Origin of the sequence: Allobosea sp. WAO (assembly GCF_001509835.1) — a bacterium.
Lineage (GTDB): Bacteria > Pseudomonadota > Alphaproteobacteria > Rhizobiales > Beijerinckiaceae > Allobosea.
The window spans coordinates 18618-44058 of sequence record NZ_JXTJ01000018.1; the positions used below are offsets into that span (position 1 = coordinate 18618).

The 25441-nt window shown below is 66.9% G+C and carries 24 protein-coding genes; 5 read left to right on the forward strand and 19 right to left on the reverse strand.

The annotated features are described in order from the left end of the window. The first annotated feature begins 155 nt into the window (after positions 1 to 155). Positions 156 to 1457, forward strand: a complete 1302-nt coding sequence (locus DK26_RS25975) for a class I SAM-dependent methyltransferase (RefSeq protein ID WP_066479100.1) — start codon at positions 156 to 158, stop codon at positions 1455 to 1457. A gap of 10 nt (positions 1458 to 1467) precedes the next feature. On the opposite strand, the gene DK26_RS25980 is transcribed toward DK26_RS25975, so the two are convergent. From DK26_RS25980 to DK26_RS26005, 7 genes are all read right to left on the reverse strand, one after another. Next, positions 1468 to 1698, reverse strand: a complete 231-nt coding sequence (locus DK26_RS25980; RefSeq protein WP_066479103.1) for a hypothetical protein — start codon at positions 1696 to 1698, stop codon at positions 1468 to 1470. Positions 1699 to 1709: 11 nt separating this feature from the next. Then, a complete protein-coding gene (locus tag DK26_RS29955; RefSeq protein ID WP_282568058.1) occupies positions 1710 to 1841 on the reverse strand; it encodes a hypothetical protein in 132 nt (43 codons plus the stop codon). Between the two features lie 157 nt (positions 1842 to 1998). Then, positions 1999 to 2316, reverse strand: coding sequence for a DUF2853 family protein (locus DK26_RS25985; protein WP_066479105.1), 318 nt, complete (start codon positions 2314 to 2316; stop codon positions 1999 to 2001). 155 nt (positions 2317 to 2471) lie between these two features. Continuing rightward, positions 2472 to 3002 carry a L,D-transpeptidase gene (locus DK26_RS25990; RefSeq protein ID WP_066479110.1) on the reverse strand — a complete coding sequence of 177 codons (531 nt, stop codon included), beginning with the start codon at positions 3000 to 3002 and terminating at the stop codon, positions 2472 to 2474. Positions 3003 to 3380: 378 nt separating this feature from the next. Beyond that, positions 3381 to 3827, reverse strand: coding sequence for an NfeD family protein (locus DK26_RS25995; RefSeq protein ID WP_066479112.1), 447 nt, complete (start codon positions 3825 to 3827; stop codon positions 3381 to 3383). Between the two features lies 1 nt (position 3828). Further along, positions 3829 to 4809 carry an SPFH domain-containing protein gene (locus tag DK26_RS26000; protein WP_066479113.1) on the reverse strand — a complete coding sequence of 327 codons (981 nt, stop codon included), beginning with the start codon at positions 4807 to 4809 and terminating at the stop codon, positions 3829 to 3831. Between the two features lie 74 nt (positions 4810 to 4883). Further along, positions 4884 to 5381: a MarR family transcriptional regulator gene (locus DK26_RS26005; protein WP_349236339.1), complete on the reverse strand. Its 498-nt coding sequence runs from the start codon at positions 5379 to 5381 to the stop codon at positions 4884 to 4886. 45 nt (positions 5382 to 5426) lie between these two features. Here DK26_RS26005 and DK26_RS26010 point away from each other — a divergent pair, with 45 nt between their 5' ends. Then, positions 5427 to 6326, forward strand: a complete 900-nt coding sequence (locus DK26_RS26010) for an alpha/beta hydrolase (RefSeq protein ID WP_066479114.1) — start codon at positions 5427 to 5429, stop codon at positions 6324 to 6326. A 148-nt stretch (positions 6327 to 6474) separates the two neighbouring features. Here DK26_RS26010 and hemH read toward each other — a convergent pair whose 3' ends face one another. After that, a complete protein-coding gene (hemH, locus tag DK26_RS26015; RefSeq protein WP_066479117.1) occupies positions 6475 to 7554 on the reverse strand; it encodes a ferrochelatase in 1080 nt (359 codons plus the stop codon). Between the two features lie 177 nt (positions 7555 to 7731). Here hemH and DK26_RS26020 point away from each other — a divergent pair, with 177 nt between their 5' ends. Next, complete coding sequence (locus tag DK26_RS26020) at positions 7732 to 9252, forward strand: bifunctional UDP-sugar hydrolase/5'-nucleotidase (protein ID WP_066479120.1); 1521 nt, start codon at positions 7732 to 7734, stop codon at positions 9250 to 9252. 164 nt (positions 9253 to 9416) lie between these two features. Beyond that, positions 9417 to 10115 carry a uracil-DNA glycosylase gene (gene ung / locus DK26_RS26025; RefSeq protein WP_066479122.1) on the forward strand — a complete coding sequence of 233 codons (699 nt, stop codon included), beginning with the start codon at positions 9417 to 9419 and terminating at the stop codon, positions 10113 to 10115. 61 nt (positions 10116 to 10176) lie between these two features. Here the strand turns inward: ung and DK26_RS26030 are convergent, their stop codons facing one another. The 8 genes from DK26_RS26030 to DK26_RS26065 form a co-directional block, all read right to left on the reverse strand. Continuing rightward, complete coding sequence (locus tag DK26_RS26030) at positions 10177 to 11409, reverse strand: AMP-binding protein (RefSeq protein ID WP_066479123.1); 1233 nt, start codon at positions 11407 to 11409, stop codon at positions 10177 to 10179. A 27-nt stretch (positions 11410 to 11436) separates the two neighbouring features. Continuing rightward, positions 11437 to 12117 carry a zinc metallopeptidase gene (locus tag DK26_RS26035; protein ID WP_066479126.1) on the reverse strand — a complete coding sequence of 227 codons (681 nt, stop codon included), beginning with the start codon at positions 12115 to 12117 and terminating at the stop codon, positions 11437 to 11439. A gap of 46 nt (positions 12118 to 12163) precedes the next feature. Next, on the reverse strand, positions 12164 to 13012 hold the full coding sequence (locus DK26_RS26040) for an ABC transporter ATP-binding protein (RefSeq protein ID WP_066479133.1): 849 nt from the start codon (positions 13010 to 13012) through the stop codon (positions 12164 to 12166). Between the two features lie 193 nt (positions 13013 to 13205). Beyond that, positions 13206 to 14534, reverse strand: coding sequence for an ABC transporter substrate-binding protein (locus DK26_RS26045; protein ID WP_066479136.1), 1329 nt, complete (start codon positions 14532 to 14534; stop codon positions 13206 to 13208). Between the two features lie 109 nt (positions 14535 to 14643). Continuing rightward, positions 14644 to 15723: a branched-chain amino acid ABC transporter permease gene (locus tag DK26_RS26050; RefSeq protein WP_066479137.1), complete on the reverse strand. Its 1080-nt coding sequence runs from the start codon at positions 15721 to 15723 to the stop codon at positions 14644 to 14646. Positions 15724 to 15734: 11 nt separating this feature from the next. After that, complete coding sequence (locus DK26_RS26055; RefSeq protein ID WP_066479598.1) at positions 15735 to 16649, reverse strand: branched-chain amino acid ABC transporter permease; 915 nt, start codon at positions 16647 to 16649, stop codon at positions 15735 to 15737. Positions 16650 to 16851: 202 nt separating this feature from the next. Beyond that, a complete protein-coding gene (locus DK26_RS26060) occupies positions 16852 to 17667 on the reverse strand; it encodes an ABC transporter ATP-binding protein (RefSeq protein WP_066479139.1) in 816 nt (271 codons plus the stop codon). After that, positions 17664 to 19652, reverse strand: a complete 1989-nt coding sequence (locus DK26_RS26065) for an AMP-binding protein (RefSeq protein ID WP_066479601.1) — start codon at positions 19650 to 19652, stop codon at positions 17664 to 17666. Before DK26_RS26065 ends, DK26_RS26060 begins: the two co-directional genes overlap by 4 nt. Before the next feature lie 407 nt (positions 19653 to 20059). On the opposite strand from DK26_RS26065, the gene DK26_RS26070 reads away from it, so the two are divergent. Then, positions 20060 to 20401: a hypothetical protein gene (locus DK26_RS26070; protein WP_066479141.1), complete on the forward strand. Its 342-nt coding sequence runs from the start codon at positions 20060 to 20062 to the stop codon at positions 20399 to 20401. Positions 20402 to 20445: 44 nt separating this feature from the next. Here the strand turns inward: DK26_RS26070 and DK26_RS26075 are convergent, their stop codons facing one another. The 3 genes from DK26_RS26075 to DK26_RS26085 all read right to left on the reverse strand — a co-directional run bounded on the left by DK26_RS26075 (position 20446) and on the right by DK26_RS26085 (position 25440). Continuing rightward, positions 20446 to 21120 (reverse strand): Crp/Fnr family transcriptional regulator, encoded by a 675-nt coding sequence (locus DK26_RS26075; RefSeq protein WP_066479143.1) that lies wholly within the window; start codon positions 21118 to 21120, stop codon positions 20446 to 20448. A gap of 101 nt (positions 21121 to 21221) precedes the next feature. Further along, positions 21222 to 21815: a LysE family transporter gene (locus DK26_RS26080; RefSeq protein ID WP_066479144.1), complete on the reverse strand. Its 594-nt coding sequence runs from the start codon at positions 21813 to 21815 to the stop codon at positions 21222 to 21224. 88 nt (positions 21816 to 21903) lie between these two features. After that, the gene (locus DK26_RS26085; protein ID WP_066479146.1) at positions 21904 to 25440 is read right to left on the reverse strand and encodes an indolepyruvate ferredoxin oxidoreductase family protein; all 3537 of its coding nucleotides are present in this window, start codon (positions 25438 to 25440) and stop codon (positions 21904 to 21906) included. Position 25441 lies beyond the last annotated feature (1 nt).

Here is a 25441-nt window from a genome sequence, read left to right on the forward strand (position 1 = left end):
TGATTGTGCAGATTCGGTGACGCTGCTGCGGTCATGCATGGCGACATTGCGTAAGGTGCATAGCCATGCGCCGCCGGCCACGAGCGCAATCGCGGTTGCAATGAGAAGCGTCCTGCGGCCTAAAGGCCGTAAGGTAAACGGGGCGGATTATCGGCATGGGCGGCGACGTACAACGCATCGAGGCACTGCGGCGACTTCTGACCGAGGCCCATGCGAAACTCGGGCTGAAGCTCGGCTTTTCCCTGTGGGACGGCTCGAAAGTGCCCGCCGACTGGCCGCAGGATGGGCTGATGATCGCGATCCGCGATGGCGGCGCCGTTGCGGCATTGCTGCGCAAGCCGAAGCTCGACACACTCCTCAACCTCCACATCTCCGACCGGATCGCGATCGAGAACGGCTCGATCTTCGACCTCGCCGCGGCGCGGCCGGAGGGCAAGGTCGGCAGGCTGGCGCGGGGCATCCCGAAATCGGCGGTGTTTGACGTGGTGCGCCGCTTCATCTTCGCGCCGGGCTCGGCCCCGGCGGCGGTGGCGCATCGCAAGGGCGACGAGATCGCGCGTGATGGCGATCCGGCGACCAACAAGGCCAATGTCGCCTATCACTACGACGTCTCGAACGAATTCTACCGGCTCTTCCTCGACGAGGAGATGGTCTACACCTGCGCCTACTTCACCGAGGAGCACGGCGATATCGGCCGGGCCCAGCGCGACAAGCTCGACATGATCTGCCGGAAGCTGCGCCTCAAGCCGGGCGACAAGCTGCTCGACATCGGCTGCGGCTGGGGCGCCCTGATCTGCCATGCTGCCCAGCATTACGGCGTCGAGGCGCATGGCGTGACGCTGGCCGAGGAGCAGCTGAAATTCGCGCGCGAGAAGGTCGAGCGACTCGGGCTGCAGGATCGGGTCACGCTGCATCTCAAGGACTTCACGCAGATGGAGGGCGTCTTCGACAAGATCTCCTCGATCGGCATGTTCGAGCAGGTCGGTATCCGCAACCACCAGACCTATTTCCAGGCGGTGAACCGGCTGCTGCGGCCGCGCGGGCTTTATCTGCACCACACGATCTCGCGCCGTGCGAAGAAGACCGAGAAGGCCTTCAACAAGATGCCGCCCGAGTATCGCGCCCTGGTGCGCTACATCTTTCCCGGCGGCGAGCTCGATCATCTCGGCATGTCGATCGCCAATCTCGAGCGCTACGGCTTCGAGGTGCACGATGTCGAGGGCTGGCGCGAGCACTACCAGCGCACGACCAGGCTATGGTGGGAGCGGCTGAACGCGCGCAAGGCGGAGGCGGAGGCCGAAATCGGGGCGGAGCGCACGCGGATGTGGCTGCTCTATCTCGCCGGCTGCTCGCTCGCCTTCGAGCGTGGCGGGGCGCTGATCAATCAGACGCTGGTCTCGAAGCGCCGCAAGGGGCCGTCCGGCCTGCCGCTGACGCGCGAGGACCTCTATCGCTGAGCGGGCGGCGTCAGCAGAGGCGCGGTGGCAGGAGTTCGAGCGGGCGGGTCGCCAGCGTCACCCCGCCAGGCTCGCGGCCGGTGGTGAAGCGGGCATAATGCAGGGCGGCATCGAGGCTGGCGAAGTAGCCGCCGCCGCGCCCATGCGTCTCGACGGCGATCCAGAAGCCCTCGCGATCACGGCCGACCTCGAAATGCGGGCCGACCGGCCGGGAGGCGACGGAGATTTGCGGGGCCGGCATGGCGGCACCTCTCAGAAGAAGCCGATGGTGACGGCGAGCGCGAGGCCGGCGCCGAAGACGATGACGGCGACGAGCGCGGCCTCGAGACCGGCGAGAAGGGCCGGGGTGTTGCTGGCGATGGCGGAGCGGGAAAGCGAGAACATGGCGAAATCCCCCGACGCGGCGGTGCGTCCATGATGCCGGCTTGGCCGGATCAGCCGCGGTTTCGCCGGCGGGGATAGAAAACGGCTGGCGGCGGGCAATAAAAAAGGCGCCTCCCTTTCGGGAAGCGCCTTGCGGCCAAAGCCGTCGGATTGATCTCTACTTCTTCACGAAGGCATCAAGCTTTCCATAATGCTCGGCCAGCAGATAGTAGAAGGTCAGGCGCGATTTGGTCTTGTCGGCCTTCATGTGCTCGCAGATCGCCTTGATCGAGGCGTCGAGATCGCCGCCGTTCAGGCCGAGCTTCTTCTTCAGGAAGTTCTCGCGGACGCGCTCCAGCTCGGCCGGGTCGGAACAGGCGACGTAGCGCGTATCGGGCTTGCTCATGACCAGTGCATAAGACTTGGCCATGCCGGCGAAAGCCGCTTCATTGACGGCCTTTTTAGCGAACTTCTTGACGTCTGCGAGATGATCCATCGGTAGCCCCTCTGAGACTCTGCGGTTCGAAGTTGAGCAAGACTGGCGTCGCGCGCGGCGAACGATATCCGGCTTTCTTCCCGCAGGCGAGAGGGCAAGCGAATGCAAAGCGACTTTACGGCAGGGACGCGATTCCCGCCGTAAAGCCGGCTGTCTCAGGGCATGACCACGACCGGGGCGCCCATGCGGACCCGGGCGTAAAGATCGATCACATCCCGGTTGTGCATGCGGAAGCAGCCATAGGATGCCGCCGTGCCGACCGAGCGCGGATTGTTGGTGCCGTGGATCGCGTATTCGCCGCCGGGCCCGAGGCCGATGACGCGGGCGCCCATCGGATTGTTGGGGGCGCCGCTCGGGATGATGTCGGGAATCGAGGGATTGTCGCGCTTGACCGAGGCCGGCGGGCTCCAGGACGGTTCGACCGCAAGCTCCTCGATGTATTTGACGCCACGCCATTGCTTGCCGGCCTTACCGACGGCGATGCTGTAGCGCAGCGCCTGGCCGGGGGCGGCGATGAAATAGAGCTTCCGCTCGGCGGTGCGGATGACGATCGTGCCCGGCTGGTAGCGAAGATCGGGAAACTCGACGACTTCGCGGGCCTGTACCGGGCGCAGCGCGAGCAGCATCAGCAGCAGCGCGAACCCTGCCGCGAGAATGAGATCGATCGGCCCGTGTCGGCGGGTCATGTCTTTCGCCTCCTACGCGGCCAGTGCCGCCTCGCGGGCGATTTGAAGAAGGCGCCGGTGAATCACCGGTTCAGCGAGATGGTGAACGGTCGATTCAGGATGAATCGCACCTGAAACGGGCTCGGATCAGGCGAAGACGGCGCCGAAGGCCAGGGCTGCGATCAGCAGGGACAGAGCGGCGGCTAGCAGTAGATCGATTGGCCCGTGCGGGATGCTCATGACGGATCCCTCCGACACGCCGCGCTACCTGTGGGCCCGCAGCGTAGGCCCCGTCATGACAGCACCGGCTGCGGTGGTCCATGGCAGGGACGCGCAAGCCTCAATGGCGGGTTAAGCCTGTGCGTCGCATTCGGCGCAAGCGGCCCGGAGCGCGACGAGTCAAGCCTTCTCGACGATCAGCGTCGCGCCCTCGACCCGGACGACGCGCACCTCCGAGCCGGCGAGCAACTCCGGGCCGGTAACGCGCCAGGAAGAATCGCCGACGCGGATGCGGCCCTCGCCGCCGGTCATGGTCGCCTCGAGCTTGAAGACCCGGCCGATCAGTTGTCGGCCGCGATCGTTCAGGCCGTGGGCGGCATCGGGCTCCTCGGCCTTGCGCCTTGTCGCGATGCGGCCGACCAGCACGCTGGCGACGGCAAAGGCGGCGAAGACGAGCCAGGCGCCCTGCCAGGCGATGCCGGTGAGGCCGACGACAGCACCGGTGAGCAGCGCCGCGAGGCCGAGCCAAAGCAGGAAGACGCCGGGCGCGAGCATCTCGCCGCCGATCAGGACGAGACCGAGCACGATCCAGACCCAACCGCCGAAGGAGCCGAACCAGTCGAGCATGTCAGGCTCCGGGGCTGCGGCCGGCGGCCGGAACGGAGCCGGCGCGGCGGCTCTCGATCGCCTCCTCGCCGAAAACCGCCTTGGTGAGCTGGGCGATGCCGCCGACCGTGCCGGCAAGCGCGGCAGCCTCAATCGGCACGATCACCACCTTGCTGTTGGGGGCGCTGGCCATCGCCTTGAGGGCGTCGGTGTAGCGCTCGGCGATCAGGAAGTTGGCGGCCTGGATGTCGCCGCGGCTGATCGCCTCGCTGACCATGGCGGTGGCGTTCGCCTCGGCCTGGGCGAGACGCTCGCGCGCTTCGGCATCGCGCAGCGCCGCCTCCTTGCGGCCCTCGGCGGCGAGGATCTGCGACTGCTTCTGGCCCTCGGCCTTGAGGATATCGGCCTGGCGCAGGCCTTCGGCCTCGAGCACGGCGGCGCGCTTCTCGCGCTCGGCCTTCATCTGGCGGTTCATCGCCCCGGCAATGTCGGCCGGTGGCAGGATGTCGCGGATCTCGATGCGGGTGACCTTGACGCCCCAGGGCGACGCGGCGGCGTCCATGACGCGCAGCAGCCGCTCGTTGATCTCGTCGCGATGCGAGAGCAACTGGTCCAGGTCCATCGAGCCGACGACGGTGCGGATATTGGTCATGGTCAGGACCATCAGCGCATCGTCGAGGCTCGCGACCTCGTAGCGGGCCTTGGCGGCGTCGAGCACCTGGAAGAAGGCGGCGGCATCGATGCGCACGCCGGCATTGTCCTTGGTGATCGCCTCCTGGCTGGGAATGTCGAGCACCTGCTCCATGACATTCACCTTGTGGCCGACCCGGTCGATATAGGGCACGATCAGGCCGAGCCCGGCGCCGAGCGTGCGCGAATAACGGCCGAAGCGCTCGACGGTGTAGTTGTAGCCCTGCGGGACCGTGCGCACGCCGAGCGCGATCGTCAGGATGACCAGCGCCACCAGCGCGACGACGACGATGTCGAACCCGTACGGACCCATGAAATCAATCTCCAATCCAGTCTGCGGCCATCAAGCTGATGATTGCGAAGCTTTGATGCAAGCTCGCGCCGGGATCAGCCTTCCAGCGCCTTGACGACACGCCACATCGTCTCGCCGATGGCGTTGCATTCCTCGTCGCTGAGGACGCCCATCATCGCCTCGATCCTGGCGGTATGGATTGCCAGAGCCTTGCGGGTGAGCGCCTCGCCCTCCGGCGTCAGCCAGAGCCGGCGGACGCGCTTGTCAGCCTCGTCATTGCGGCGTTCGATCAGGTTGCGGCGCTCCAGCTCGGGCAGCAGCATGCTCATGGCACTGCGCCCGACGAGCAGCTTCTCGGCCAGCGCCTGCTGGGTCAGCCCCGGCGTGCGGAAGACATTGGCGAGCACGTCGTAATGGGCGAGCTGGATGCCGAGAGGCGCCAGCGCCTCCGAGAACACCTTCTTCCAGAGCTGGTGCATGCGCGCGACGGCGAGCCAGTTCTTGAAGCGCGGCAGATCCCAGGGCAGCCCGGTGCCGCCAGTGCCGCCCAGCTCATCTGACGGTGCGGAAATCGGCTCTTGCATTTTGTTCATGGCTGAACATAATAGTTCAAGACTGAACAAACAGGGTTCCCGATCATGCCCAGCGCAGCCCTCAGCGTCATTCGTCCTCTCGTCCGCATCGGCAGCTTCATCGCCCCGCATACGGCAGGGCGCGCCGCCTTCAAGCTCTTCTGCACGCCACCGCGCCTGCCGGGCCCGCAGAGCCGGACCGGCAAGGCGATCATTGCCGCCCGCGCCCGGCTCGCGCCGGCGATCAGGCAGGCGGTATCCTACCCGTGCGGGACGGTCAGCACCTATCTGTTCGAACCGGAGCCCCGCTTGCAAGATGGCGATGGCCCGGCGCCGACGGTGATCCTGCTGCATGGCTGGAACAGCGAGGCGGCCTTCATGACCGCCTTCGTCGCGCCCTTGCTGGCGCAGGGGTTCCGCGTCGTCGCCTTCGACATGCCGGCGCATGGCGCCTCGACCGGGGCGGAGCTCAACATCCCGCTCGGCGTTGCGGCCCTTGCTGCGGTCGCCCGGGTGTTCGCCCCCGTCCATGCTATCGTGACGCATTCCTTCGGTGGGGCCATCGCGCTCGCAGCCCTCGCCGGCAGCGTGCCGGGCCAGCCATCGGTCGCGGCGCGCCGGCTCGCGCTGATCGCGGCGCCGTCCTCGATCGCGATGATCACGCGCAATTTCGGCGCGACGATCGGACTCGGCCGACGCGGCCAGGCAGCGCTGGAGAAGCGCATCCAAAGCGTCGCGGGCAATCCGATCGAGGTTTTCGAGGGCCGCGAGCAGCTGGCTGCGATCGGCCTGCCGACGCTGGTGATCCATGACCGGCAGGATCGCGAACTCGATTTCCACCATGCAGAGGCGCTGGCGGCGGGGGGGCCCTTCGTGACCTTGGAGGAGACAGGCGGGCTCGGCCACCGCCGCATCCTGCAGGCGAAGCCGGTGGTCGAGAGCGTGACGCGCTTCGTGGTGGGCTGAACGATGCGCCTCGGCGCTTCCCGTCATCCCGGGCGACCAAGGGTCGACCCGGGATCCATCGGAGGGCACTGCGCCCTACGATGGATCCCGGCACTGCGCTTCGCTCCGGCCGGAATGACCGGCAAAGAGGGAAGGGCGTCAGGATGCCTCAGGCCCAGCCCATCAGCTCCCGGCGGACCAGCGCCTCGATGACGTCGATGCCCTCGGCGGAATCGTTGAGGCAGGGCAGATAGGCGAATTTCTCGCCGCCATTGTGCAGGAAGATCTCGCGGTTCTCGCCGTCGAGCTCTTCGAGGGTCTCCAGGCAGTCGGCCGAGAAGCCGGGCGCGACGATGGCGAGAGACTTGGCGCCGCCCTGAGCCAGCGCCTTCACCGTCTCGTCGGTATAGGGCTGCAGCCATTCATCGGGCCCGAAGCGCGACTGGAAGGTCATGCGGAAGCGCTCTTCCGGCAGCCCGAGCGCGTCGCGCAGCAGACGCCAGGTCTTGGCGCACTGGCAGTAATAGGGATCACCCTTGAGCAGGTTCTCCTTCGGCATGCCGTGGAAGGAGCAGAGGATGATCTGCGGCTCGAAATCGAGCTTGGCAAGCGAGGCCCGCATCGAGGTCGCGAGCGCACCGATATAGGCGGGATCGTCATGATAGGCCGGTACGGTGCGGACCGCCGGCTGCCAGCGCATCTCCATCAGCGCCCGGAAGGCGTGGTCGCAGGCAGTCGCCGTGGTCGGGGCGGCATATTGCGGATAGAGCGGCACGAACAGGATGCGGTCGCAGCCCTCGTTCTGCAGATGCTGGATCCGGCTCTTCACATCGGGAAAGCCGTAACGCATCGCCCAGTCGAAGACGATCCGGTCGCCGGCAAAGCCCTGGAGGCGCTGCGCCAGCTGCTCGGTCTGCGAGCGGGTGATGGTCTTGAGCGGACCCTCGTCGCGCTCCTTGTTCCAGATCGTCGCGTAGTCCTTGCCCTTCCGGCCGGGGCGCGTCGACAGGATGATCAGGTTGAGGATCGGCCACCATTTCCAGCGCGGCTCCTCGATCACCCGGCGATCGGAGAGGAACTCCTTGAGATAGGCGCGCATCGGCCAGTAGCTCGTGCCTTCCGGCGTGCCGAGATTCATCAGCAGCACGCCGATCCGGCCGGAGCGGACCCGCGGATGGTCGGACGGCAGGGCGATGGCGGGCGCCGCTGGCAAGCCGGCTTCGGCGTTCGTGTCGATGCGCTTTTCCATGGCCTGTGATTTAGACGAGTTCCGGCTTTCGTCCAGTCGCGAGACAGGTTTCGTCGGCGGGTGCGACAATGCGGAAGCTGTTCTCGCAGCAATCGCAGCTTTGTCGCGCGCAGGACCTCGCCAACACAGCACGGCTCTTGCTAGTCTGGAAAAAATCAAATCCGGAGGGGTTGGCCTATGACCAAGATGACCCGTCGCCGCGCGCTGAGCGTGCTCGCCGCCCCAGCAGCCATGGCGGCGACCGCCCCGGTGGCGAAGGCGCAGGCGCCCGCTCCGAGCTTCACGCTGCTGCTCGTCAACGACATCTACAAGATGAGCGACGACAAGGGCAAAGGCGGCTTCGCCCGGGCTTCGGGCATCGCCAAGGCGGAGCGGGCGCGCGGCGTGCCGGTGCTGTTCTGCCATGCCGGCGATTGCTACTCGCCCTCGCTGATGTCGGGCTTCGACCAGGGCGCGCATATCGTCGCCATGCAGAACAAGATGGGGCTCGACGTCTTCGTGCCCGGCAATCACGAATTCGACTTCGGCAAGGACAACTATCTCAAGCTCGCCGCCGCCCAGACCTATCCGACCTTCGCCGCGAACCTGCGCGACGCAGCCGGCAACCCGCTGCCTGGCCACAAGGATTCGCAGATCTTCGAGCTCGGCGGCTTCAAGGTCGGCGTCATCGGCACGACCTATGATCCGACGCCGCAGCTCTCCAATCCCGGCGACCTGAAATTCTCCTCGACCATGGAGGCACTTCGGCGCGAGGCGCGGGCGCTGAAGGCGCAGGGCGCCGACATCCTGGTCGGCGTCGTCCATGCCGACCGCGCCACCGACCTGCAGATCGTGCGCTCGCGCGTCGTCGACATCCTGCTGACCGGCCACGACCATGATCTTGCCATCGCCTATGACGGCAAGGTGGTGATGGTCGAGTCGAACGAGGAGGGCAATTACGTCACCGCGATCGACATCGCCGCCAAGGCGACGGGTGAGGGCGCCAATCGCCGCGTCGAGTGGACCCCGACCTTCCGGGTCAACGATTCCCGCGCCGCGACGCCGGATCCCGAGGTCGCCGCCATCGTGAAGGGTTATGAGGCCGAGCTTTCCAAGGAACTCGACATCGAGATCGCGACGCTGGCCGCGCCGCTCGATTCGCGCACCGGCGTGATCCGCACCCAGGAGACCGCGATCGGCAACCTGATCGCGGATGCGATCAAGAGCGCAACCGGCGCGCAGCTCGCTATCACCAATGCCGGTGGCATCCGCGCCAACAAGCAGTACCCGGCCGGCCACAAGCTGACCCGGCGCGATGTCCTGAGCGAACTGCCTTTCGGCAATGCGACGGTGATGGTTGAGATCACCGGAAAGGATGTCAGGGACGCGATCGAGAACGGGCTGCGCGACGCGCCGCAGGGCGCCGGCCGCTTCCCGGTGATCTCGGGCATGAAGTTCGAGGCCGATCTGAAGCAGCCGCAGGGCTCGCGCGTCACGACCGTCACCGTCGATGACAAGCCGATCGACCCGGCCGGCAAGTACACGGTCGCCTCGAACAACTTCATGCTCGATGGCGGCGACGGCTACACCGCGCTTGGCCGTGGCAAGACACTGATCGGCCTCACCGACGGCAAGCTGATGGCCAACGAGGTGATGGTCTATGTCCGCCGGCTCGGCTCGGTCGACGCGAAGGTCGAGGGTCGGGCGGTGCTGAAATAGGCAAGCCTCGGTCTGATCGCACCTATACCAGTCATCCCGGGCGACCGAAGGGAGACCCGGGATCCATGCTTGATCCTAGCCGATAGAGGTTCAGGCATGGATCCCGGCCCTTTGCTGCGCTACGGCCGGGATGACCAAGTCTTCTCCCGCCAGCAGAATCGACGATGCCGACCTTCGACGCAGCGCTCGCCGCTTTTCTCGCTTCGCCCGCATCCGCCTCCTGGCGCGATCTGTCCGTTTTCCGTGATGGGGCGGTGGCACGCGCCTGCGCCGCCGTCGATGCCGAGCGTGCTGCCGGCGAGATCGTCGCCCCTGCTCCGGAACGCTTCCTGGCCGCGCTCGCCCTGACCCCGCTTGACCGGGTCCGCGCCGTGATCCTCGGCCAGGATCCCTATCCGACGCCGGGCCATGCCAATGGGCTCGCCTTCTCCTATGTCGGGCCGCCGCCGCTGCCACGCTCGCTGGTCAATATCTACCGGGAGCGGACCGACGATCTGGGGCTGCCCGCGCCGCCCGATGGCGACCTCTCATCCTGGGCGCGCCAGGGCGTGCTGCTGCTCAACACGGCGCTGACCGTGCGCGAGGGCGCCAGCAAGGCGGGCTCGCATCTCTCGCTCGGCTGGGGCGCGGTGACGGACGCGGCGATCGCAGCCGTCTCCGCCGCGCGGCCGCATGTCGTCTTCCTGCTCTGGGGCGCACCGGCGCAGGGCAAGCGCGGCCTGATCGACGAGAGCCGCCATCTCGTCATCACCAGCCCCCATCCCTCGCCGCTCTCGGCGCGACGCGGCTTCTTCGGCTCGAAGCCGTTTTCGCGCGCCAATGCGTGGCTGGAAGGGAAGGGGGAGGAGCCGATCGCGTGGTGAGGCGCGAGATTCCTTCTCCTGGAAGGAGAGGGTTCCCCGCGCTCTTTCCGGCGAAGACGAACTACCCCACCGGCCGTTCGTCGGCGATGACCTTGCCGTCATTGGGCAGGGCGCCGAGCGGCAGGACCTCGACGGTGCCCTTGAGCTTGGTCACCTGCTGCAGGGTCGAGGACACGGCGTCGATGAAGCCTTTCGGCTCGGCATAGATCTCGGCCTTGAGCGTCATCGTGTCGACCTCGTCGGCGCGGCCGACGACGAGTCTCAGCTTGGCGATCTCGGCATGGCGGCGGGCGATCTCGGCGACCTGCTCCGGCCGCACGAACATGCCCTTGACCTTGGCGGTCTGGTCGGCCCTGCCCATCCAGCCCTTGATGCGGGCATTGGTCCGGCCGCTGGCGCTCGCGCCGGGCAGCACCGCGGTGAGATCCCCGACGGCCAGCCTGATCTGCGGGTGGTGCGGATCGAGATTGGTGACGACGATCTCACCGACCTCGCCCTCCGCCACCGGATCGCCGGTGCCCGGCCGGACGATCTCGACGATCAGGTTCTCGTTCAGCACCATGCCGTCGCGGGCATCAGTCTCATAGGCGATCAGGCCAAGATCGGCGGTGGCGTAGAGCTGGTAGGCGTCGATGCCGCGCGCCCGCACCCAGTTCTGCAGCGAGGGCGGGAAGGCGGCACCCGAGACCACGGCGCGTTTGATGCAGGAGATGTCGACGCCGCGCGCATCGGCGGCCTCGATCAGGATCTTCAGGAAGTCCGGCGTGCCGGTATAGGCGCTCGGCCTGTAAGCGGAGATGACCTCGAGCTGCTGCTCGGTGTTGCCGGGACCGGCCGGGATGACGGCGCAGCCGATAGCTCGGGCGGCGGAATCCATGATGAAACCGCCGGGCGTCAGATGGTAGCCGAAGGTGTTCAGCACGATGTCGCCCTTGCGGATCCCGGCGGCGAAGAGGCCGCGCGCGGTGCCCCAGGGGTCGGTGCCGGTGCCCTCCGGCTCGAAGATCGGCCCGGGCGAGGTGAAGAGCCGGCCGAAGGAGCCGAGCGGCGCGGTGGTGAAGCCACCGAAGGGCGGTGCCGCCTGCTGGAGCGCTGGCATGTCGGCCTTGCGCAGGACCGGCAGGCGAGCGAAGGCGGCGCGGTCGCGGATCGCCGCCGGCGCGACGCCGGCGAGATGGGCGCCATAGCCCGGCGTCGCCAGCGCGGCCTCGAGCACGACGGGCAGGCGGGCGAACAGGGCGGCCTCGCGCGCCGCCGGCGATAGCGTCTCGAGATCGTCGTAGTACTCGCTCATCGCTCGGGTCCTCGGGAATGGCGTCGATCATCGGATGAAGCGCAGGAGGCGCAGGAAGTTCAGCAGCCCGACCAGCGCGCCGGCGACATAGGTCAGCGCCGCCGCTCGCAGCACACCGCGCGCAGCCGGCACGTCGCCGGGGTGGAGATAGCCGTCGCTGGTCAGGATCGGCAGCGCCTTGCCGAAGCTGGCGTCGAATTCGAGCGGCAGGGTCACCAGATGCACGACAAGGCCGATGCCGAGCAGCGCGATGGCGAAACCGAACTGCATCAGGGCGATCGAGGGCACGCGGGTCAGGATCGCGACCAGTGGGGCGGTGACCAGCACCACCATCGCGACCTTGTCGATCATACCGAGCAGGCGCGCGAGCCCGGTGCGGGCGATGAACAGGGTGCTGCCCTGCGCATGCTGGATGGCATGGCCGACCTCGTGCGCGGCGACCGCCACGGCGGTGATCGATCGGCCGTCATGATTGCCCGGCGAGAGGCGGACCGCACGGGCGTCGGGGTCGTAATGGTCGCCCACGGCCGTGGTCTCGACCGCGACCGCGCCGAGCTGGAACCGGTCGAGCAGATGGCGGGCGAGCTCGCCGCCGGTTCCCGGCAGGTCGGGCCGCGCCACGGCGTGCCTTTCCATCTCGCGACGGACCCAGAACTGCGGTCCGAAGATCAAGGCGAGGAGCAGGAGAACGATGATGACGTAGAGCATCGATCAGGCCCTGGACCCTTCATACGGCGGATTCGCGGCGGGTTTCTCACGACAGCCAGCGCTTGCGGCGCTTGTAGCTCTTGACCTCGCGGAACGACTTCTTGGCCCCTTCGGCAACCCCGAGATAGAACTCCTTGACGTCCTCGTTCTCGCGCAGCATCTGCGCCTCGCCGTCCATGACGACGCGGCCGGTCTCCATGATGTAGCCATAGGTGGCGTAGCGCAGGGCCATGTTGGTGTTCTGCTCGGCAACGAGGAAGGAGACGCCCTCCTCGGCATTGAGCCGGCGAACGATCTCGAAGATTTCCTCGACGATCTGCGGCGCCAGCCCCATGGACGGCTCATCGAGCAGGATCATCTTCGGCTTCGACATCATGGCGCGGCCGACCGCGCACATCTGTTGCTCGCCGCCGGAGGTATAGCCGGCCTGCGAGTTGCGGCGCTGCTTCAGGCGCGGGAAGAGCTCGTAGATCTTCTCGAGGTCGCGCTTGATCGCGGCATTGCCGTCGCGCCGGGTGAAGGCGCCGGTCAGGAGGTTCTCCTCGATCGAGAGATGGCCGAAGCAGTGCCGGCCTTCCATGACCTGGATGCAGCCGCGGCGCACCAGTTCGCTCGGGGACATGCGGTCAACGCGCTCGCCGTCGAAGACGATCGAGCCCTTGGTGACCTCGCCGCGCTCGGCCTTGAGCAGGTTCGAGATCGCCTTCAGGGTCGTGGTCTTGCCGGCGCCGTTGGCCCCGAGAATCGCGACGATACCCTTGCGCGGCACCTGCAGCGAGACGCCCTTCAGAACCAGGATGACGTGATCGTAGATCACCTCGATATTGTTCAGCGACAGGATCGTGTCCGTCGCGGCGGCTGGGGCGGGGCTGTTTTCCAAGGCAAGGCTCGACATTGCGGCTCCTCCCCTTCTCCCCTTGCGGGAGAAGGTGGCGCGCAGCGCCGGATGAGGGGTTGCGCTGCGCGTCCGAGTTCTTTGCCGAGAGCCGCGACCGTCCAGAACGGCGCGACCCCTCATCCGTCTCGGCTTTGCCGCGCTCCCTTCTCCCGCACGGGGGAGAAGGGAGCGCGGTCCGCCCTTCGTCAGATCAGGACGACTTCTCGCAGGACTCGGTGCGCTTCGGCCAGTTACCGGCCTTCTCGACATAGTCCTTGGCGTTGGCCTCGATCAGCGGCCGGACCTCGTCCTTCATTGGCTCGATCCAGTCGCCCTTCTGCGTCCACTTGGTGCCATCCCATTCGGCGACGAACATCTTGCTGTGGCCGGAATGGTCGGTGCAGGAGACCACGGTCGGCGTGGTGAAGCCCGCCATGCCGAGATCTTTCAGCCGGGCGTCGTTGATGTTGAGGCTTTCCAGGCCGCGGCGCATGTCTTCCGCCGTGACCACCTTCTTGCCGGTCAGCTTCTGGGCGTTGCGGATGCCTTCGACGACCAGCATCGAGTTGTAGACGCCGCGATTGTAGAGAGCTTCGCCGACCTTATCCTTCGGCGTCGTGCTCTTGCCCTTCTCGACCACGTGCTTGAGGATGTCCTGCATCACCGGGAAATTGGTGCCGGCCGCGGCCCAGCTCAGCGAGCGGTAGCCCTTGGCCTCGGCGCCGCCGGCGCGGGCGTCGTCATCGCCGCCAGCCCACCAGACGCCGACCAGCTTGTTGATCGGGAAGTTGTTCTTGATCGCTTCCTTGACCGCGGTGGGGTTCATCGCTCCCCAGCCCTGATTGTAGAGGAAGTCGGGCCGGTCACGCCGGATCGAGAGCCAGAGCGAGCCCTGGTTCTGCATGTCGGCAGCAGCGACCGGGTAGAGCTTGACCTCGAAACCGTACTTCTTGGCGAGGTTCTCAAGCACCGGGATCGGCTCCTTGCCGAAGGGCGCGTCGAGATGGATCAGGCCGAGCTTCTTGCCCTTGAGCTTGTCCATGCCGCCGAGCTCGTTGGCCATGTGCTTCACCATGACGGAGGCGCCGTCCCAATAGGTGAAGGGCGGGATGAAGACCCAGGGGAAGTTGGTGCCGTCGGCCGAGGCCGAGAGGCCATAGGCCATCGACAGGATCGGGATCTTGTCGACATGGGCGCGCGGGATCGCGGCGAGCGTCGCGCCGGTCGACCAGGGCGAGTAGACGATGGTGTTCTTCGACTTGGCCTGCTCGTAGCACTCGATCGACTTCTTGGTGTCGTAGCCGGTCTCGCACTCCTCGTAGACGATCTTGACGCCGTTCACGCCACCGTCGCGCTCGTTGATCATGGTGATGTAGTCGCGCATGCCGTCGCCGATCGGGATGCCGGAGCCGGAGAACGGGCCGGTGCGGTAGGCGTTGTTGGCGAAGTAGACCGAGTCCTGGGCATTGGCCGGAGCGGCGAGGGCGCCGGCCGCCAGAAGCGCGCCGAGCGCGACGCCCTTGATCATGCTGCTCTTCATCTTTGCTTCCTCCGTTGGTTGCGTCGGATGCGGCCGGGGCCGTTCCGCCTCTTGAGTGCCCGCCGCTTATGATTTGCCGCGGGTCGTCTTCTTGGACCTCCTCCCCGGGTCAGTAGGGGAAAGGCCACGTCCGCAATTTCTGCTTCGCGATCTGCCAGAGCCGGGCCAGGCCGTGCGGCTCGACGATCAGGAAGAAGATGATCAGGCCGCCGACCAGCATGAAGGTGACATGCTCGGCGGCGGCGCCGGTGAGCGGCACGCCCAGCGCCGGCAAGCCGAATTTCAGCATGGTCGGCAGGCTGGCGATGAAGGCCGCGCCGAAGAAGGAGCCGATCAGCGAGCCGAGCCCGCCGATGATGACCATGAACAGGATGTTGAAGGAGAGGCGAATGTTGAACACGTCGGCGGCTTCGGCGGTGCCGTACCAGAAGAAGATCATCATCGCCCCGGCGACGCCGGCATAGAAGGAGGAGACGGCGAAGGCGAGCAGCTTGGCGTTGAGCAGCTTGATGCCCATCAGCTCGGCGGCGATGTCCATGTCGCGCACGGCCATCCAGGAACGCCCCAGCTTTCCATGAACCAGGTTCGAGGCGAACCAGGTGAGGACGACGACGAGCCCGAGGCAGACGAAGTAGCGCGTTTCAGGCGAGGCCGAGGCGCCGGTGATGGGCAGGCCGAAGAACAGACGCTGCGGCACCTCGATGGCGCCCGAGGCGTTGTAGTTGAACAGCCAGGGCACGCGCACGAAGGCCCACTGCAGGAAGAACTGGGCCGCCAGGGTCGCCACCGCGAGGTAGAATCCCTTGATCCGCAGCGAGGGCAGGCCGAACAGCACGCCGACCGCCGCCGAGAACAGGCCGGAGACCAGCACGAGCACGATGACGTTCACGCCCGGGAAGATCGTCGTCAGCTTGTAGCAGGAATAGGCGCCGACCCCCATGAAGGCGGCGGTGCCGAGCGAGATCAGGCCGGTGTAGCCGGTGAGGATGTTGAGCCCGATCGCGGCGAGCGAGAACACCAGGAACGGGATCATCACCGAGGAGATGAAGAAGTCGTTGCCGATCATCGGGATGCCAACGAAGGCGATCAGCAGGATCACGGCGATGCCGATCCGGTCCTGCCGGATCGGGAACACGGCCATGTCGGCGGCGTAGGTCGATTTGAATTGGCCGGCTTCGCGGTAGAACACGTGTCAGCCCCTCAGATGCGTTCGATGATCTTGTCGCCGAACAGGCCCTGCGGCCGGAACAGCAGGAAGCCCAGGGCGATGAAATAGGCGAGCCAGCTCTCGATGCCGCCGCCGATCAGCGGGCCCCAGTAGAACTCGCCGAGCTTCTCGCCGATGCCGATGATCAGCCCGCCGACAATGGCGCCAGGGATCGAGGTGAAGCCGCCGAGGATCAGCACCGGAAGGGCCTTCAACGCCACGATCTCGAGCGCGAAGGAGACGTCCGAGCGCGCGCCCCACATGATGCCGGTGATCAGCGCGACGATGCCAGCGGTGAACCAGACGATCACCCAGATCTGGTTGAGCGAGATGCCGACCGAGAGCGCCGCCTTGTGGCTATCCGCCACGGCCCGGAGCGCCCGGCCGATGCGGGTGTACTGGAAGAAGACGGCGAGCGCGGCGATCATCAGCGAGGCGATGATCGCCGCTGCGATGTCGATCTTCTGGAAGGAGACTATGCCACCGAGGATCTTGGCGTCGAGCGCCCCCTTCGGCAGATAGAGCTCGCTGGTGATCATCTGCTTGGGATTGCCGCCGAAGACGGATTCGCCAAAGCCGATCAGGAAATAGGTGATCCCGAAGGTCGCCATGAACAGGATGATGTCGGGCTGGTTGACCAGCGGGCGCAGCACCACGCGCTCGATGGTGACGGCGAGCACGAACATCACGCCGAGCGTCAGGAAGACCGCGAGGAAGGCCGGGACGCCCTTCTCGTGCAGGCCGACCAGGGTCAGCGCCGCGAACACCACCATGATGCCCTGGGCGAAGTTGAAGACGCCGGAAGCCTTGAAGATCAGGACGAAGCCGAGCGCGATCAGGGCGTAGAGCACGCCGGAAACCAGGCCTTCCCAGATCGTCTGGGCGAGCAGGTCGGGCGCCTGGACCATTTGCTGGAACGGGTCGACGAAGATCTTGTGAATGGTGCCCGACGGGTCGAGCTGGGCGCCGATCAGTGCCGCCGCGATCACGCCGGCGACGATCAGGCCGGTCTTGATCCAGCCATTGGCGAGGAGACTGGGCGCGGGCTGCGCGGCGACGTCGCTCATGCGCTCTTCCCCTTTGCGCTCGGGTTCCTGGATACGGTGGTCATCAGTGCGCTACTCCGAGATAGGCATCGATGACCTTCTGGTTCGCCTTGACCTCGTCGGGCGTGCCGTCGGCGATCTTGCGGCCATATTCGAGCACGACGACGCGGTCGGAGAGGTCCATGACGACGCCCATATCGTGCTCGATCAGAGCGATGGTGGTGCCGAACTGGTTGTTCACGTCGAGGATGAAGCGGCACATGTCCTCCTTCTCCTCGAGGTTCATGCCGGCCATCGGCTCGTCGAGCAGGAGCAGCTCGGGCTCCATGGCGAGCGCCCGGCCGAGCTCGACGCGCTTCTGCAGCCCATAGGGCAGCTTGCCGACCGGAAGCTTGCGGATGTGCTCGATCTGCAGGAAGTCGATGATGTCCTCGACGACCTTGCGGTGCTCGATCTCTTCGCTCATCGCCGGGCCATGGCGCAGGGCCTGCCAGAAGAAGCCCTTGCGCATCTTCAGCGTGCGCCCGGTCATGATGTTGTCGAGGGTCGACATGCCCTTGAACAGAGCGACGTTCTGGAAGGTGCGGGCGATGCCGGCGGCGGCGGCCTGATGCGGGCGGATCTTGCTGCGCCGGACGCCCTTGTAGGTGATCCGGCCTTCCTGCGGGTGGTAGAAGCCGTTGATGCAGTTCAGCATCGAGGTCTTGCCGGCGCCGTTCGGGCCGATGATGGCGCGGACCTCGCCCTTGCGGATGTCGAAGGAGACGTCGGTGATCGCCTTCACGCCGCCGAAGCGCAGCGAGACGCTCTCGACCGAGAGCAGGACATCGCCCTTGCCGGTGACGGGTTCGCCGGTGAGGTTCATCGGATGCGCGTTCATGCCGCCTCCTTCGCCGCGATGGCGCCGGCCGGGGCCGTGACCGGGTAGATGTTGGCGTCGCGGACCTTGACCCTGGCCGAGATCATGCCCTTGCGGCCGTCCTCGAAGGTGACTTCGGTCGAGATGTCGGCCTCGGTGGAGCCATTGTACAGAGCCTCGACCAGAGGCGCGTAGCGCTCGGCGATGAAGCCGCGGCGGACCTTCTGGGTGCGGGTGAGCTCGCCGTCGTCGGCGTCGAGTTCCTTGTGCAGGATCAGGAAGCGCTTGATCTGGGCGCCGCCCATCATCGGCTCGGCGGCGAGCGAGCGGTTCACCTCGTCGACGTGCCTGGCCATCATGTCGTAGACCTGAGGGTGGCCGGCAAGCTCCTGATAGGAGGCGTAGACGACGTTGTTGCGCTCGGCCCAGTTGCCCACCGCCGTGAGGTCGATGTTCAGCGCCACGGTCGCGTAGTCGCGGCCCTGTCCGAAGGCGACGACCTCCTTGATGTTCGGATAGAATTTGAGCTTGTTCTCGATGTATTTCGGCGGGAACAGGTCGCCCGAGTTGAGCTTTCCGACATCCTTGGCGCGGTCGATGATCTTGAGATGGCCGCCCTCGTCGAAGAAGCCGGCATCGCCGGAGCGGACATAGCCGTCGGCGGTCATCGTTTCCGCGGTCTTCTCCTCGTCCTTGTAGTAGCCGCGGAAGATCGAGGGCGAGCGGTAGAGCACCTCGCCATTGTCGTCGATCCTGATCTCGACCTGCGGCGCCGGCCGGCCGACCGTGTCGGCCTTGATCTCGCCGTCCGGCTGCATGGTGATGTAGACGCCGGCCTCGGTCTGTCCGTAGAGCTGCTTCAGATTGACGCCGATCGAGCGGTAGAAACGGAAGAGCTCGGGACCGATCGCCTCGCCGGCGGTATAGCCGACCTTGATGTTGGTCAGGCCGAAGCGGTTGCGCAGCGGCGCGTAGATCACGATGTCGCCGAGCTTGTAGAGCAGGCGAGCGCCGAGCGGCACCGGCTCGCCGTTCAGGATCTTCTCGCCGTACTTCTTCGCCACGCCGAGGAAGTAGTGGAACGTCTTGCGCATCAGCGGGCCGGCATCCTCCATGCGCACCATGGTGATGGTCAGCATGGTCTCGAAGACGCGTGGCGGCGCGAAGGCGTAGGTGGTGCCGACCTCGCGGCGGTCGTCGACGACGGTCTCCGGGCCTTCCGGGCAGTTGACGCAGAAGCCGGCGATGATCGCCTGGGCATAGGAGAAAACGTGGTCGCCGACCCAGGCGATCGGCAGATAGGCGATGATCTCGTCGCTCTCGTTCAGCCCGTCGAAGGCGCAGCCGATCTCGGCAGCGGTGATGACGTTGTAATGGCTGAGCATCACGCCCTTGGGCCGGCCGGTCGTGCCCGAGGTGTAGAGGATGATGGCGAGATCGGAGCCCGTGCCCTGCGCCATCTCGGCGTCGAGCGCGGCGCTCGCGGCAGGGTCCTTCAGCTTCGCGCGCCCGGCCTCGATCACCGCGCTGATGTCGTGGAGCTTGCCATGGTCGTAGTCGCGCAGGCCGCGCGGCTCGTCATAGAGCATGTGCCGCAGGTTGGGCAGCCGCTCGGCGACGGAGAGGATCTTGTCGACCTGCTCCTGGTCCTGGACGCAGGCGAAGACGGCGCCGGCATGGTCGAGCACATAGGCCATCTCGTCGGCGACGCTGTCGGCATAGACCGGAACGGGAATCGCGCCGAGCCACTGCGCCGCGGCCATCGACCAATAGAGGCGCGGCCGGTTGTAGCCGACGATGGCGACCTTCTCGCCGCGCTTCAGGCCGAGATCCTGCAGGCCCCTGGCATAGGCGCGGATCTGCTCGACGACCTCAGCCCAGTTCCAGGACTGCCAGATGCCGAGATCCTTGTGCCGGAACGCGACACGCGAAGCGCGCTCGCGGGCATTGCGCGTCAGCAGTTTCGGGAAGGTATCCGCCTCACCGGCGGCAGCGCTTGCCACGATCGTCGTCTCCACCCTGTCGCCCCGTCTGTCGCGGGATTGTCCGGGCCATTCGGCCCCTTGTGCGATCATGCAAGCTTTGCAGGTGGCCCGACCCTGTGCAAGGAGGCGCTTGACAGACAGGATGCTTTTGGGGCGCTATTGTCCCGCCGAGGTTTGGCCGACAGGCCGTAGAATCGGTGCTTCCGCAAAGATTTCAAGGATTTGCGACCTCCTCCAATCGTGAAGGAGGCCGCGTCGTCGTCAGCTGAAGCTGACTGGCGCGTGTTCACTCAATCGCGAGAAGCGCGCAGGAGCCGCGTCTCGCCGGCCCCGGCCGGTTGCCGTGCCTGCTGTTGAGTAGCGGCACGCGGGCCAGATGCCTTCGATCCACCGCATTCAGGCGGGAGTTTCAGGGCGGGGACCGGCAAATGCGCGTTCTTGCCTCGATCACGATAGCGGTCATGCTCGCCGCCGGCGCGAGGGCAACTCGCGCCCATCAGGCTCCCAATGGCTGGGAATACCCGTTCGCCTGCTGTTCCGGCGCCGATTGTGCCCAGATCGATCCCCACGAGGTGAAGCTCGGCAAGGCCGGCTTCGTCGTGACGATCGCGCCGGGGCGACACCCGATGTGGCCGAAGGAGCGCCGCGAGCTCTTGATCCTCCAGATCCCGCACGACAAGGCCCGGCTGTCGCCGGACGGTCTCTGGCATCTCTGCATCAACGATGCCGGCGAGCTGCTCTGCTTCTTCGCGCCGGGCGGGGATTCTTAGCGCCGGCGCCGCTCGGGTCGGACGTGTATCGCCTCTGGGGCGCCTCACCCCTCGTAGCGGGCAAGCCGATCCAGATCGAGGATCGTCACCTCGTTATGCCCGACCTCGACCAACCCGAGCTCGGCGAGTTTGGCGAGGCTCTGATTGGCCATCTGCCGGGAGATGCCGGCCAGCAGGCCGAGCTCCTCCTGCGAGATCGCCAGCGTCCGGCCCTGGCCGGGGTAGAGGATCGGGTTGAACAGCCAGGCGAGGTTGCGGGCGAGGCGCCCGGTCGCCCCCAGCATGCGGTCGTATTCGGCGAGCCCGATGAACTGGGCCAGGCGCTCGTTGAACTGGTGGACGAGGAAGCGGTTGAAGGCGGCCGAGTGCTCGAACAGCCAGAAGAAGGTCTGGCGCCGCATCAGCGCGACCTTGGTCTCGCGCAGCGCGACGAGATCATAGCGCCGTGGCTCGCTCTTGATGATCGTGCCTTCGCCGAACCAGGCGCCGCTGCGTAGCCCGGCGAGCGTCGCCGATTTGCCGCTGCGCGAGGTCGTACTCATCTTCAGCAGCCCGTCTGCGACGCCGGTCCAGGATTCCAGGCGGTCGCCGACATGGCAGACATAGGCACCCTTGCCATAGGTCTTGATCGTGGTTCCGCGACGGGCCTCCTCGAATTCCTCGGGCGTGAGGTCGAGCGACCAGGAGGCGATCTGGCGCAGGTCTTCGGCTGGGATCAAAGCAGGCTCGCCGGAGATGGGTGCGGACCTTGCGGGCCGCCTGACGGCGAGTATGCGGCGAGCCGGCCGGCAAACTCAAGCCGGCACAAAGGCATAAGCGGTCAGCCCGGCAATGCCCAGACCAGCGAGACGAGCAACAGGGCGGCGAAGACGAGGTTGATCGCGCGATTGGCGCGCCGGTTGCGGAAGGCGCGGGTCAGGGCAGCGCCGGCGAGAAGCCAGATCGCGTTGACGGCGGTGACGATGGCGAGCAGCAGCGCCGTCTTGGCGGCGGCGTCGGAGAGGACCGCACCGCGCACCAGCACGAAACCGGAGAAGAGCGAGGCCATCGCGGCGTAGCCCTTGGGATTGACCAGGGAAAGGGTAAGGCCGGCGGCGAAGGAGGGAGCCTTGCCCTCACCGGCATCCTCCACCAGCGGCGGCGCCGTCGCGATGCGGAAGGCGAGATAGAGGAAATAGGCGACGACCAACGCCGTCACCAGCGGCGCGACGCCGGGCTGGGCCAGCGCGATACCCGCGAGGCTGCTGCCGGAGAGCAGCATGACCAGCAGCAGGCCGGCGATGATGCCGGCCGAATAGAGCATGCCGCGGCGCGGGCCGAAGGCGGCGCCGGTCGCGGCGAGGCTGAGATTGGCCGGGCCCGGGCTGCCGGTCAGGGCGAGCGCGGCGAGGATGAAGCCGGCGAGACCTTCCATGGAGGCTTCCTTGCGTCGAGGTCCCCGGAAACGGGACGTTGGCACAGGGAAGCGCCGGAAGGCCGGCGCGGTCTTGAACGATCGTGCGCTACTCGGCTGCCTTCGGCATGGCGAGCGCCGCTGCAGAACCGTCGCGCAGGCGCGCCAGCAACTCGGCCTCCTCGGCCTTGGCCTGCTTCAGATGGCGTTCCTTGACGTGCCCGAAGCCGCGGATCTTTTCGGGGATCGCGGCGAGGGCGACGCAGAGCGCGTGGTTTTCGGCGCTCAGCTTCGTCAGGATCTCGCCGAGCAGCGCTTCGTAGTCTGCGATCAGCTGGCGCTCGGTCTTGCGCTCCTGCGTATAGCCGAACACGTCGAAGGCGGTGCCGCGCAGGCCCTTCAGCTTCGAAAGAAGGCCGAAGGCGCCCATCATCCACGGGCCGAAGCTCATCTTGCGCGGCAGGCCGGTGTTCGGATCGACCTTGGCGAGCAGCGGCGGCGCGAGATGGAACTCGAAGCGCAGCTTCTGACCCGAGGCGCTGTCCGGCTCGAAGGTCGCGGCGAGCTGCTGGCGGAAGGCGCCGTCGGCATAGAGCCGGGCGACCTCGTACTCGTCCTTGTAGGCCATCAGCTTGAAGAGATAGCGCGCGACGCTTTCCGCCAGCGCGCTCTGGCCGGGCAGAATGCCCGCCTCCCTAGCACGGACCTTCTCGACGAGGTCGCGATAGCGCGCCGCATAGGCGGCGTCCTGGTAGCCGGTGAGGAAATCGACGCGGCGGGCGATGATCTCGTCCAACGTCTGCGAGAGCTGGCGAGCCTGCGTCGGCGCCTTCGCCTCTGCGAGCGCGGCGGCGAGTGCCGCCGGCTCATGCGCGGCCCGGCGGCCGAGCTCGAAGGCCTGCTGGTTCATCGTCACCGCCTCGCCGTTGAGTTCGATCGCCCGGAGCAGCGCGGCGCGCGAGAGCGGCACCCCGCCATGCTGCCAGGCATAGCCGAGCATGAACATGTTGGCGGCGATGGCATTGCCGAGGAGGGCGACGGCTGCGGCGGTCGCGTCGACGAGATGGGTGTGCTCGCGGCCGGAGGCGGCGAGGATCGACCGCTTCAGCCGTTCGGTCGGCAGCGAGAAATCGGCATTGCGGGTGAAGTCGCCGGGCAGGCTCTCGGCGGTGTTGACGACGACGGTCGAGCCCGGGCGGATCGCGCCCAAGACCTTCTTCGAGCCGGTGACGGTGAGGTCGCAGCCGAGCACGAGATCGGCCTGGCCGGCAGCGACGCGGATGGCGTGGATATCGTCCGGCGTCGGGGCGAGGCGGACATGGCTGAAGACGGCGCCGCCCTTCTGGGCGAGGCCGGCCATGTCGATCATGCCGCAGCCCTTGCCTTCGAGATGCGCGGCCATGCCGAGGATCGCGCCGATCGTGACGACGCCGGTGCCGCCGACGCCGGTGACGACCACCGCATAATTGCGGTCGAGCGCCGGCACCTGCGGCTCGGGGACAGCGCCGCCGCCGAGGGCTGAAGTCTCGAGCGCGCGCGCCTTGGCCTTCTTCGGCCGCGCGCCGTGCACGGTGACGAAGGACGGGCAGAAACCCTTCAGGCAGGAGAAATCCTTGTTGCAGTTCGACTGGTCGATCTGGCGCTTGCGGCCGAACTCGGTCTCCAGCGGCTGCACCGAGACGCAGTTCGACTGCACGCCGCAATCGCCGCAGCCCTCGCAGACCAGCTCGTTGACGATGACGCGCTTGTCCGGGTCGGGATAGGCGCCGCGCTTGCGGCGCCGGCGCTTCTCGGTGGCGCAGGTCTGGTCGTAGAGCAGCAGCGAGACGCCGGGCGTCGCGGCGAGCTCTCGCTGCACGGTGTCGAGATCCTCGCGGTGGTGCAGCGTCGTGCCGGGCGGCCAGAGCGTTCCCGGCGGGTATTTCGTCGGCTCGTCCGAGACGACGGCGATGCGGGCGACGCCTTCCGCCGCGACCTGGCGGGCCATCTGGTCGGGCGTCAGGTGCCCTTCCGCCTGCTGGCCGCCGGTCATCGCGACGGCGTCGTTGTAGAGCAGCTTGTAGGTGATGTTGACGCCCGAGGCGACGGCCCAGCGGATCGCGAGTGAGCCGGAATGGGTGTAGGTGCCGTCGCCGAGATTCTGGAAGATGTGGCCGCGCGTCGAGAACGGGGCCTCGCCGACCCAGTTGGCCCCCTCGCCGCCCATCTGGGTGAAGCCGGCGGTGTCGCGGTCCATCCAGAGCGACATGAAATGGCAGCCTATGCCGGCGGAGGCACGCGAGCCTTCGGGCACGACGGTCGAGGTGTTGTGCGGGCAGCCCGAGCAGAAATAGGGGGTGCGCTTGGCCACCTCCTGCGCCTCGGCGAGCCGGCCCTGGGCGGCGGCGATCACCTCCAGCCTGGCGCGCAGGGCGGGATCGTCGCGGTATTGCAGCAGGCGGGCGCCGAGCGCGATCGCGACATCATTGGGGTCGAGCGCGCCATGGGCCGGAAAGAGCCAGTCGCCCTTCTCGTCCTTCTTGCCGACGATCATGGGCTGGTGCGCCGAGCCGTAGAGTTCCTCGCGCAGCTGCACCTCGATCAGCGAGCGCTTCTCCTCGACCACCATGACCAGATCGAGCCCGGCGGCGAAGTCCTTGAGCTCCTGCGGGTCGAGCGGCCAGGGGCAGGCGACCTTGAACAGGCGGATGCCGAGATCATTGGCCCGGACCTCGTCGAGGCCGAGTTCCTCCAGCGCCTGGCGCACGTCGAGATAGGATTTTCCGACGGTGATGATGCCGATGCGCGGCGTTTGTCCGCCCGAGAGGATGGCCTGGTTGAGCCTGTTCGCCCGCAGATAGGCGAGGATCGCCTCGCGCTTGTGGACGTGTAGCCGCTTCTCCTGGTCGAGGAAATCGAGCTCGCGCCGGATGCCGAGCCCGCCCGGCGGCATGACGAAATCATCGGGCAGCGCGATCTGGACGCGCTCGACCGAGCCGTCGACCGAGGCCGTCGATTCGATGTTGTCCTTGACGCATTTGATGCCGACCCAGACCGAGGCGAAGCGCGAGAGCGCGAAGCCGTGCAGGGCGTAGTCCATGATCTCCTGGACGCCCGCCGGGTTGAGGATCGGCATCATCCGGTCGACCAGGACGAATTCGGTCTGGTGGGCGTTGGTCGAGGATTCGGCGGTGTGGTCGTCGCCGAGCAGGCAGATCACGCCGCCATGGCGCGAGGTGCCGGCCATGTTGGCATGGCGGAAGACGTCGCCGGTGCGGTCGACGCCGGGGCCCTTGCCGTACCAGAGCCCGAACACGCCGTCGTGCTTGCCCTCGCCGGAGAGCTCGGCCTGCTGCGTGCCCCAGATCGCTGTCGCCGCAAGATCCTCGTTGAGCCCGGGCTGGAAGACGATGTCGGCAGCCTTGAGCTGCTTGCCGGCGCGGGCGAGCTGCTGGTCGAGCCCGCCGAGCGGGGAGCCGCGATAGCCCGAGACGAAGCCTGCCGTCTTCAGCCCGGCCCGGCGATCGCGCTCGCGCTGGACCAGCAGCATGCGGGCGATGGCCTGCGTGCCGGTCAGGAAGATCTGCTCTTTCGAAAGGTCGTATTTGTCGTCGAGCGCGACGGCGCGGAGCGCCTCGGTCCCGGAGTTCTGCTGCGTCTCGGCCATG

Bases quoted from the DNA above. Each gene is read 5' to 3' on its own strand.
- DK26_RS25975 (WP_066479100.1), top strand. From the start codon at position 156: ATGGGCGGCGACGTACAACGCATCGAGGCACTGCGGCGACTTCTGACC.
- DK26_RS25980 (WP_066479103.1), bottom strand. From the start codon at position 1,698: ATGCCGGCCCCGCAAATCTCCGTCGCCTCCCGGCCGGTCGGCCCGCAT.
- DK26_RS29955 (WP_282568058.1), bottom strand. From the start codon at position 1,841: ATGTTCTCGCTTTCCCGCTCCGCCATCGCCAGCAACACCCCGGCCCTT.
- DK26_RS25985 (WP_066479105.1), bottom strand. From the start codon at position 2,316: ATGGATCATCTCGCAGACGTCAAGAAGTTCGCTAAAAAGGCCGTCAAT.
- DK26_RS25990 (WP_066479110.1), bottom strand. From the start codon at position 3,002: ATGACCCGCCGACACGGGCCGATCGATCTCATTCTCGCGGCAGGGTTC.
- DK26_RS25995 (WP_066479112.1), bottom strand. From the start codon at position 3,827: ATGCTCGACTGGTTCGGCTCCTTCGGCGGTTGGGTCTGGATCGTGCTC.
- DK26_RS26000 (WP_066479113.1), bottom strand. From the start codon at position 4,809: ATGGGTCCGTACGGGTTCGACATCGTCGTCGTCGCGCTGGTGGCGCTG.
- DK26_RS26005 (WP_349236339.1), bottom strand. From the start codon at position 5,381: ATGAACAAAATGCAAGAGCCGATTTCCGCACCGTCAGATGAGCTGGGC.
- DK26_RS26010 (WP_066479114.1), top strand. From the start codon at position 5,427: ATGCCCAGCGCAGCCCTCAGCGTCATTCGTCCTCTCGTCCGCATCGGC.
- hemH (WP_066479117.1), bottom strand. From the start codon at position 7,554: ATGGAAAAGCGCATCGACACGAACGCCGAAGCCGGCTTGCCAGCGGCG.
- DK26_RS26020 (WP_066479120.1), top strand. From the start codon at position 7,732: ATGACCAAGATGACCCGTCGCCGCGCGCTGAGCGTGCTCGCCGCCCCA.
- ung (WP_066479122.1), top strand. From the start codon at position 9,417: ATGCCGACCTTCGACGCAGCGCTCGCCGCTTTTCTCGCTTCGCCCGCA.
- DK26_RS26030 (WP_066479123.1), bottom strand. From the start codon at position 11,409: ATGAGCGAGTACTACGACGATCTCGAGACGCTATCGCCGGCGGCGCGC.
- DK26_RS26035 (WP_066479126.1), bottom strand. From the start codon at position 12,117: ATGCTCTACGTCATCATCGTTCTCCTGCTCCTCGCCTTGATCTTCGGA.
- DK26_RS26040 (WP_066479133.1), bottom strand. From the start codon at position 13,012: ATGTCGAGCCTTGCCTTGGAAAACAGCCCCGCCCCAGCCGCCGCGACG.
- DK26_RS26045 (WP_066479136.1), bottom strand. From the start codon at position 14,534: ATGAAGAGCAGCATGATCAAGGGCGTCGCGCTCGGCGCGCTTCTGGCG.
- DK26_RS26055 (WP_066479598.1), bottom strand. From the start codon at position 16,649: ATGGTCCAGGCGCCCGACCTGCTCGCCCAGACGATCTGGGAAGGCCTG.
- DK26_RS26060 (WP_066479139.1), bottom strand. From the start codon at position 17,667: ATGAACGCGCATCCGATGAACCTCACCGGCGAACCCGTCACCGGCAAG.
- DK26_RS26070 (WP_066479141.1), top strand. From the start codon at position 20,060: ATGCGCGTTCTTGCCTCGATCACGATAGCGGTCATGCTCGCCGCCGGC.
- DK26_RS26080 (WP_066479144.1), bottom strand. From the start codon at position 21,815: ATGGAAGGTCTCGCCGGCTTCATCCTCGCCGCGCTCGCCCTGACCGGC.
- DK26_RS26085 (WP_066479146.1), bottom strand. From the start codon at position 25,440: ATGGCCGAGACGCAGCAGAACTCCGGGACCGAGGCGCTCCGCGCCGTC.